Below are 8,881 nucleotides of genomic sequence, written 5' to 3'. Positions count from 1 at the left end.
TCTCCAAGATGTTTCAGGAAGAAGAGTTTGCGGATGTCGTGGGGGTCGGGTTTTTTTTTATCTGCGTGGGTGTTTGCTCTGCGTAGACATTGTCCACGCAGAGCAACACACCCCGCTGGTGTAGTGGCTTCCTGGGTCGAACGGTGGTCCCGACCGGCTCAGGCGAGCGAGACCAGCTCCGCGTACTCGTCGCTCCAGAGGTCCTCGTCGCCGTCCGGCAGCAGCAGCACGCGCTCGGGCTCCAGCGCCTCCACGGCGCCGTCGTCGTGCGTGACCATCACGACCGCGCCCTCGTACGTCTTGAGCGCACCGAGGATCTCGGCGCGCGACGCCGGGTCGAGGTTGTTCGTCGGCTCGTCGAGCAGCAGCACGTTCGCGCCGGACACGACGATCGTCGCCAGCGCCAGCCGCGTCTTCTCGCCGCCGGACAGCACGTGGGTCGGCTTGTGGGCGTCGTCCCCGCTGAACAGGAACGAGCCCAGCACGGACCGCACCTGCGTGTCCGTGAGGTCGGGGGCGGCGTGCCGCAGGTTCTCCACGACCGTCACGTTCATGTCGAGCGTGTCGTGCTCCTGGGCGTAGTAGCCGAGCTTGAGCCCGTGCCCGGGCACCACCTCGCCGGTGTCCGCCGCCTCGACGCCGGCGAGGATCCGCAGCAGCGTCGTCTTGCCCGCACCGTTGAACCCGAGGATGACGACGCGGGACCCGCGGTCGATCGCCAGGTCCACCCCGGCGAACACCTCCTGGGACCCGTACGCCTTCGACAAACCGTTGGCGGTGAGCGGCGTGCGCCCGCAGGGCGCCGGCGTCGGGAAGCGCAGGTGGGCCACGCGGTCGGAGACGCGCTCGGCCTCCAGGCCGCCAAGCATCTTCTCGGCGCGCTTGATCATGTTCTGCGCCGCGGTGGCCTTGGTCGCCTTGGCGCGCATCTTCTCGGCCTGGGCGAGCAGCGTGCCGGCCTTCTTCTCGGCGTTCGCCCGCTCCCGCCGACGGCGGCGCTCGTCCGTCTCGCGCTGCTCGAGGTACGCGTCCCAGCCCAGGTTGTACTGGTCGAGCTCGCCCCGGTTCGCGTCCAGGTGGAACACCTTGTTCACGGTGGCGCGCAGCAGGTCGGTGTCGTGACTGATCACGATGAACCCGCCGTTGTACGCCTTGAGGTAGTCGCGCAGCCACATGATGGAGTCCGCGTCGAGGTGGTTGGTCGGCTCGTCCAGGAGCAGCGTCTCGACGCCGCTGAACAGGATGCGCGCCAGCTCGATCCGGCGGCGCTGGCCACCGGAGAGCGTGCTGAGCGGCTGCGCCAGCACACGCTCGTCCAGGCCGAGGTTCGCGGTGATGATCTGCGCCTCGGACTCCGCGGAGTAGCCGCCGGCCGCCAGGAACCGCGCCTCGAGCTTGGGGTAGCGCTCCATCGCGGCGTTCTGCGTCGCCTCGTCGAGGGACGCCATCTCGCCCTCGGCCTGGCGCATCTTGGTGATGACCTGGTCCAGGCCGCGCGCGGACAGCACGCGGTCCATCGCGAGGACCTCGAGGTCGCCGGTGCGGGGGTCCTGCGGCAGATAACCGATGTCGGTACCGCGCACGATCTGCCCGCCCGACGGGAGGGTCTCGCCCGCGAGGGTCTTGGTCAGCGTGGTCTTGCCTGCACCGTTACGGCCCACCAGACCGATCCGGTCGCCCGAGGCGACCCGGAAGGTCGCCTCGCTCAGCAGCACGCGCGCGCCGACGCGCAGCTCGACGCCATGGGCAGTGATCACGCAGGTGTTCCTCACGGTTGGGGTGGTGGTCGGTCGGTCGGCCCACAGCGGCGGGGGCCGTCCCAGTCTAGTGCCCAAGGTCCAGGGATTACGGTGCGTTGCCTCACGTCGGGCTCACGCCGGCACCACGTCGGCCTCACGCCGGCACCACCCTGGACGGGACCGGCCGCCCGACGGTACCTTCACGTCTGGTACTACGTTGTACCAGTCAGTTCGTCGTGATGGAGCGACGGGCCATGTCGCCGATGACATGGCACGCCGCCTGAAGGGATGAGAACCCCATGCAGCCACGGTCAGTCGCCGTCCTCGCCTCGCTCGCCCTGGTGCTCGGCGCCACAGCCCTGCCCGACGGCGGCGGAGCCGCCCAGGCCGCGGCGGCGCCACCGCCGTCGGGCAGCGCGCAGCCGCCGTCCACCACCTTCACGAACCCGATCACCGAGCCGTTCGCCGACACCTATGCCGATCCCGCGATCCTCCGCGGCAAGGACGGCTGGTGGTACCTGTACGCGACGAGCGACCCGCTGGTCTCGGGCGGGCCGTTCGGGAACATGCACGTGTCGAGGTCCAGGGACCTGGAGTCCTGGGAGTACGTCGGCACGATCTTCGACGACGAGAACCGGCCCTCCTGGGCGGCGAGCGCCTCCTACTTCTGGGCGCCGGACATCCGCTACGTGGACGGCCGGTACGTCATGTACTACACGGTGACCGACACGGCGGCGAACCCCGACCCGTGGGACTACACGATCGGTGTGGCGACCGCGCCGACGCCGACGGGGCCGTGGACCGACTCGGGCGGACCGGTCCTGGACCCACGCCCGGCGGGCGGCGACACCTACCTGAACACCATCGACCCCGCCCTGTTCACGGACGACGACGGGGCGCGCTACCTCTATCTCGGCGGTTTCAACGGCGGCCTCTGGGTCACGCGGCTGGACGAGTCGGGCACGCGGGCGGTGGGTGAGCTCACGCGGGTGACCGTCGCGGACCGGTACGAGGGCGCGTTCGTGGTCAAGCGGGACGGCTGGTACTACCTGATGGGGTCGTCGGCGAACTGCTGCGCCGGACCCGTCACGGGGTACAGCGTCTACGCGGGACGGTCGCGGTCGCCGCTGGGCCCGTTCACGGACCACGAGGGCGTGAGCCTGAACGAGTCGCGGGTGGGCGGCACGCAGGTCGTGGCGCAGAACGGGAACCGGTGGATCGGCGTCGGACACCACGCGGTGCTCACCGACGCCGCCGGGCAGGACTGGATGCTGTACCACGCGATCGACAAGGACGACGCCTGGCTCGAGGAGCCCGGCGGCGTGAACCGGCGCCCCACGCTGATCGACCGGCTGGACTGGATAGACGGCTGGCCGGTGGTCAACGCCGGGGCGGGGCCGAGCGAGGGTCCGCAGCCGGGGCCGGTGGCCACGAGCGGGCTGGGCATCGTGAGCGGCGACCCGGCGTCGGGGTCCGGTCTGCGGCGGGTCGCGGGCACGCTCGCCCGGGGCTTCGACGACACCGGCGACGCGGGCGCGCTGGCCCGGCTGGTGCCGGGCCGGCGGGACGCCGCCGTCGTGCGGACTGCTCCTGCCCCGCAGGACGTGCGGATCGAGGCGGACGTGCGGCTGCCCGACGCCGGCGCCTCGTTCACGGCGACCCTGGGCGGGTCCGGCCGGGCCGGGGTGTCGGTGCGGCTCGACGCGGAGGCGCGCGAGCTCGTCGTCGGACAGGGGCGGCGGGAGCTGCGGGCCGCGCTGCCCGACAACGTGGACCTGCGCGACTGGCACGTGCTGACCGTCGAGGCGCGGGACGGCGCGGTCTCCGCCCGGCTCTCGTCGAGCGGCCTGGGCGACGTCGACGCCGAGGTGCGGTTCGAGCCGCGCACCTCGCTCCCCCGGCAGGCGCCCGTGCGCCTCGCGGCCGACGACGGTGAGGCCCAGCTCGACAACCTGACCGTCGTGCCCGCGCACGAGCCGGTCACCCGGCGGGTCGCCGAGCCACGGGCGGGCGCCGTCACGTTCGCCGAGGAGTTCGACGGCGAGCTCGACCCGGGCTGGAGCTGGCTGCACGCCCCTGCGACCGGCCCGGCGGGCGTCGAGCTCACGGACGGCGTCCTGTCCTGGCCGCTGACCGGCCACGACCTCGTCGGGCCGGCCAACGACGCGCCCGCGCTGCTGCGCGACGCGCCGGAGGGCGACTTCGTGCTGGAGGCCACCGTGACCCTGCCGCTGGGCGAGAACACGGTGCGCAACTACCAGCAGGCGGGCCTGCTGGTGCACGCGGGCGACGACGACTTCCTGCGGCTCGCGCCCGTGTCGATCTGGCAGACCCGCCAGGTCGAGTTCGGCAAGGAGCTCACGGCCGACGGGCGTACCTGGTTCGGCGGCCACGTCTCCGGGCCGGTCGCCGACACGATGCACCTGCGCCTGTTCCACACCACCGACCCGGACACCGGCGAGCACGAGTACCGCGCCGCATCCTCGCGCGACGGCCGCACCTGGCGCTTCGGCGCAACGTGGACCCTCCCGTCGAACACCACCCCGAAGGTAGGCATCTACGCGGGTGGCGGCGCCACCCCGACGACAACAGCCACCTTCGACAAGGTCCGCCTCCGCGACCTGACTCACCCGTAGACCGTTGAGTGCTGGCTATTTGTGCGGTCGGAACGTTTCGACAGCGCAAATATCCAGCACTCAACGGAGCCGGGAGGGTGTCAGGATGGGGAGCATGGTTGCGTCTGGACGGGTGGTCGGGAACTGGCAGGCTCGGGGGATCCGGGAGGCCGGGGGCGGGCTGTTCGCCCTGGCGCTCGCCACGTTCGTCGCCATCACGACCGAGCTGGTCCCGGTAGGGCTGCTGCCCCTGATCAGCGACGACCTCACGGTCTCGGAGGGCACTGCCGGGCTGCTCGTGACCGCCTACGCGTTCATGGTCGCTGCGCTCGCCGTGCCGCTGACGACGGCCACGCGCAGGCTGCCGCGCAAGACGCTGCTGCTGACCACCCTCGGGATCTATGTCCTGAGCAACGTGATCGTCGCGGTCGCGCCCACGTTCGCGCTCGTCGCGGTGGCCCGGGCGCTGGGCGGCGCGGCCCACGCGGTCTTCTTCTCCGTGAGTATCGGGTACGCGTCCCGGCTGGTGCGCCCGCACCTCGCGGGGCGTGCGCTCGCGCTGGTCACGCTCGGCGCGTCGGCGGGCTTCGTGCTCGGCGTGCCGCTGACGACGTCGCTCGGCACCGCCGTCGGCTGGCGCGCCTCGTTCCTGGTGCTGGCCGGGGCGTGCGCGCTCGCCGCGGTGCTCACGGCGCTGCTGCTGCCGTCGGTCGCGGGCGGCGGCGCTCCCCCGGCCGACGCCGCCCGGGGCGCCCGCCGTACCGCCCTCGCCCAGGTCGCGTCGGCGAACGCCCTCGCATACCTCGGCCACTACACGGTCTACACGTACGTGTCGGTGCTGCTGCTGGCGGCCGGCCTCGCGACGGCGGCGCTCGGCCCCGCCCTCCTCCTGATCGGCGCGCTCGGCCTCATCGGCGCCTGGTACGCCGCCGCCCGGCTCGACGTGCGGCTCCGGCAGACCACCGTCGTCACGCTCGGGGTCGTCGCGGCCGGGATCCTGGCGCTCGGCCTCACGTTCCCGGGCACCGTTGGCACGCTCGCGGCCGCCGCGGTGTGGAGCATCGGGTTCGGCGCGGTCGCCGCCGTCTTCCAGACGGCGGCGATCCGCACGCGCGGGGCCTCGCCCGACGTCGTCGGGGCGCTGGTCAACTCCACCGCCAACATCGGGATCGGCGGCGGGGCGGCGCTCGGGGCGCTTGTGCTCGACGGCGTCGGGCTCGCCGCCGTGCCCTACGTCGGTGCGGCCCTCGTCGTGGCGGCGCTGGTCGTGGTGCTCGTGGCCCGCCGCGCGTTCCCGGCAGGGCCCGCTGTCGAGCAGTCGGCCGACGGGTGATCCAGCCGACGTTTCACCGCCAGAGCGCGCGGTAGCACCGTCCCGGACGTACGGTCCGCCCATGGGCACAGACTCCCCGAGCGTTCCCGTCACCGTCGCCGACGCACTACCCAATCTCCGCACCGGCCGCCTGGCCCGCGGGGATGACCTGACGAACAACCGGCCCGCGAAGCACCTCCTCGACGAACGTCGCGCCTACACCCGGCAGCACTTCACGTCGGTACTGCGCGGCAGGCTCACCGGACGTCCCGACGAGCGGCACCGCGCGCTGAGCCGCCGGATCGCGGGTGTGCGGGCCGTCGCCCAGGAGCTCTGGGAGCTCGTGGCCCAGCGTCCCGTCTGGCGCGTCCTCCAGTCGGTCCGGTCCGCCCGGACCGCGCGCTCGGGGCAGCGTCCCGCCGAGCTCGAGCTGGACCAGCTCGTGATCGGGCCCTCCGGCGTCTACACCATCCACACCGTGTACCGCCCCACCCAGGACGTGACCGCCGACCTCGCCCGGGACGCCGCGCGCCGCACCCAGGAGATCCTGGGCCGCGCGACCCGCGTGCCGATCACGGTGCAGGCGCTCATCGTCTTCGTCCGGACGGACCAGCCCCGTGTGGCGGGTCCGCGCGACGGCGTCGAGGTGCTCACGGCGGACGAGCTGGTGCCGTGGCTCGAGAGCCGGCGGCCGATGCTCACCGAACGCGAGCTCGAGATCATCCACCTGGCAGCCCGGGACCACCGCACCTGGGCCCCCTGACCCGCGCTCCACAGCCGCCGCCGACCGGGGCCCGCTCACCACCCGACCCGCGCCACCCGCCTCCTCGCCGCCTCCGCGAGCCTCTCCCCCAGCTCGGAGAGCAGCACGGAAGCCTTGACGCCCGACGCCGGGTCGGTCACCGCGAGCACCCCCGCCTCGATCTCGCGCGGCCCGAGCACCCCGAGCAGCGCGTCCCGGCGCTGCCGGGCGAGCCGGATGCGGTTGCCGAGCGACCCGTCCCGCTCCACCCGCACGCGCAGCCCCCTGGCACGCAGGTCGGCGGCCAGCTCACCGACCTGGTCCACCGCGCCGCCGCCCGCACCGCCGCCGCCCGCACCGCCGTCGTCGGCCCCCGAACCACCCACCGGCAGCAGGCAGAGCTGCACCGGCGCGAGCCAGAACGGCAGCCGGCCGGCGTGCCGCTCCAGGAGGAACGCGACCATCCGCTCCATCGCACCGACGGTCCCGCGGTGGATCATCACCACCCGCTCCCGCTCGCCGGAGGCCGCCACGTAGGTCAGGTCGAACCGCTCCGGCTGGTTGAAGTCGAGCTGCACGGTCGCGAGGGTCTCCTCGTGCCCGCGCGCGTCGAGCACCTGCACGTCGATCTTGGGCCCGTAGAACGCCGCCTCCCCCGCCTCGGCGCGCCAGTCCAGCCCGCCCGCGAGCCGGGTCAGCACCACCCGGAGCGCGTCCTCGGCGGCCGCCCACTGCTCCGGCGCGCCGAGCCACTTGCCGGAGCCGTCCCGGCCGGACAGCCGCAGGTACGACACCTCGATACCCAGGGTGTCGAGTACCTCCAGCACGGCGCCCAGCGCAACCTCCACCTCGTCCGCCACCTGGTCCGGACGGCAGAAGACGTGCGCGTCGTCGAGGTTGATCTGCCGCACCCGGCTCAGCCCGGACAGCACGCCGGACCGCTCCGCCCGGAACATCGGCGCGAGCTCCGAGTACCGCACCGGCAGGTCACGGTACGAACGCGGCTCGGACGCGTAGATCTGCGCATGGTGCGGGCAGTTGGCCGGACGCAGCACGAGCGGGTCGACGTCGGAGTCACTGACTGCCATCGGCGGGAACATGTCGTCGGCGAACTTGGCCCAGTGACCCGACCGCTCGAACAGCGACCGCTTGCCGAGCACCGGCGAGTACACGGGTTCGCAGCCGGTGCGCAGCGCCACCTCGCGGGCGTACTGCTCCAGCTCGTACCGCACGGCCGCACCGGCGGGCAGCCACAGCGGCAGCCCCGGGCCGACGAGCGGGCTCGACTCGAAGATCCGCAGGTCACGGCCGAGCTCGCGGTGGTCGAGGACGGGTTGGCGCCGGTCGGCGCCCGGCTCGTGCTGGTCGTGCTGGTCGTGCTGGTCGTGCTGACTGGTGTTGGCGACGTCGTTCATGGTTGCTCCTTCGATCAGGAGCCGCCCCGGTGCCGGGCAAACCAAAAGCCCCGGAGCGAGCTCCGGGGCTTGGGTTGCTGAGTGCAGGGTCAGCGCGCGCCGGAGGTGTCCGGCGTCGTCGTGCGTGCGCTGAGGTGCATGGGCCAACCGTACGGTCAGAGGGACGACGCGTCCAGCGCGTTGCAGTCCTGGATGGTGCCGCCGTTGTAGCCGATGCTGAACCACTTGACGCGCTGCTCGCTGGAGCCGTGCGAGAAGGCCTCCGGGTTGACGTCGCCACCCGAGCGCCGCTGGATGTTGTCGTCGCCGACGGCGGCCGCGGCGGAGAGCGCCTGCTCCAGCTCCGCCTGCTCGATCGGTTCGAGGAACGTGACTCCCGTGTCCGGGTCCTCGGTCGTGGCGGCGGTGCCCGCCCACATGCCGGCGAGGCAGTCGGCCATGAGCTCGATGCGCACCGAGTCGGACTCCGGACCGGTGCCCGACCGGTCGGCCCGCTCGAACAGCCCGAGCTGGTTCTCGATGTGGTGCCCGAACTCGTGCGCCGTCACGTACATCTCGGCCAGCGGCCCGCCCTCGGCGCCGAACTGGCTGGAGAGCTGGTCGTAGAACGCGAGGTCCTCGTACACGGTGGTGTCGGCGGGGCAGTAGAACGGCCCGGTGGCCGACGTCGCCGAACCGCAGCCCGTGTCGACGGCGTCGGTGAAGCTCACGACCTCGGGCATCTGGTACTCGACCCCGCCCTGCTCGGGGAGCGTCGTCGCCCAGTAGGCGTCGAGCGACTGGACCGCTGCGTTCAGCCGGCACTCCTGGTCGGTGTTGGCCTGCTCGGCCGTGCACTCGCCGATGTAGCCCGCCTCGCCGGTGTCCCCGGCGCCCGACGTCGTGCCGCCGAGGATGTCCTGCGGGCTGTTCCCGGTCACCAGCATGTAGACCAGCGCGATGACGAGCGCCACGCCGCCGCCACCGCCCACGGCGACGGCGCCCCGGCGTCCGCCGCCCTTGCGGACCCGACCGCCCTCGAACTGACCGCCCTCGTTGAAAGTCACCTGACAACGCTA

The 8,881-nt window shown here is 72.7% G+C and carries 6 protein-coding genes; 3 read left to right on the top strand and 3 right to left on the bottom strand.

Going from position 1 to position 8,881, the window contains the following annotated elements; genetic code table 11:
* Positions 1 to 158: 158 nt before the first annotated feature.
* Complete coding sequence (locus ACFWE2_RS02435) at positions 159 to 1,757, bottom strand: ABC-F family ATP-binding cassette domain-containing protein (protein WP_377222611.1); 1,599 nt, start codon at positions 1,755 to 1,757, stop codon at positions 159 to 161.
* A gap of 281 nt (positions 1,758 to 2,038) precedes the next feature.
* On the opposite strand from ACFWE2_RS02435, the gene ACFWE2_RS02430 reads away from it, so the two are divergent.
* From ACFWE2_RS02430 to ACFWE2_RS02420, 3 genes are all read left to right on the top strand, one after another.
* On the top strand, positions 2,039 to 4,375 hold the full coding sequence (locus ACFWE2_RS02430) for a family 43 glycosylhydrolase (RefSeq protein ID WP_377222610.1): 2,337 nt from the start codon (positions 2,039 to 2,041) through the stop codon (positions 4,373 to 4,375).
* Between the two features lie 94 nt (positions 4,376 to 4,469).
* Positions 4,470 to 5,687, top strand: a complete 1,218-nt coding sequence (locus ACFWE2_RS02425; RefSeq protein WP_377222609.1) for an MFS transporter — start codon at positions 4,470 to 4,472, stop codon at positions 5,685 to 5,687.
* Positions 5,688 to 5,748: 61 nt separating this feature from the next.
* Entirely contained in the window at positions 5,749 to 6,429 is a 681-nt protein-coding gene (locus ACFWE2_RS02420; RefSeq protein WP_377222608.1) for a hypothetical protein, read from the top strand.
* A gap of 35 nt (positions 6,430 to 6,464) precedes the next feature.
* Here ACFWE2_RS02420 and thrS read toward each other — a convergent pair whose 3' ends face one another.
* Both thrS and ACFWE2_RS02410 read right to left on the bottom strand, forming a co-directional pair.
* Positions 6,465 to 7,823 carry a threonine--tRNA ligase gene (thrS, locus tag ACFWE2_RS02415; RefSeq protein ID WP_377222607.1) on the bottom strand — a complete coding sequence of 453 codons (1,359 nt, stop codon included), beginning with the start codon at positions 7,821 to 7,823 and terminating at the stop codon, positions 6,465 to 6,467.
* A 155-nt stretch (positions 7,824 to 7,978) separates the two neighbouring features.
* Positions 7,979 to 8,869 carry a neutral zinc metallopeptidase gene (locus tag ACFWE2_RS02410; RefSeq protein ID WP_377222606.1) on the bottom strand — a complete coding sequence of 297 codons (891 nt, stop codon included), beginning with the start codon at positions 8,867 to 8,869 and terminating at the stop codon, positions 7,979 to 7,981.
* Positions 8,870 to 8,881 lie beyond the last annotated feature (12 nt).

The sequence above is a fragment of the Promicromonospora sp. NPDC060271 genome (genome assembly GCF_042726755.1).
GTDB lineage: Bacteria > Actinomycetota > Actinomycetes > Actinomycetales > Cellulomonadaceae > Promicromonospora.
Note: the sequence above shows the minus strand (reverse complement) of the source record. Positions and strands in the feature narration are given on the sequence as shown.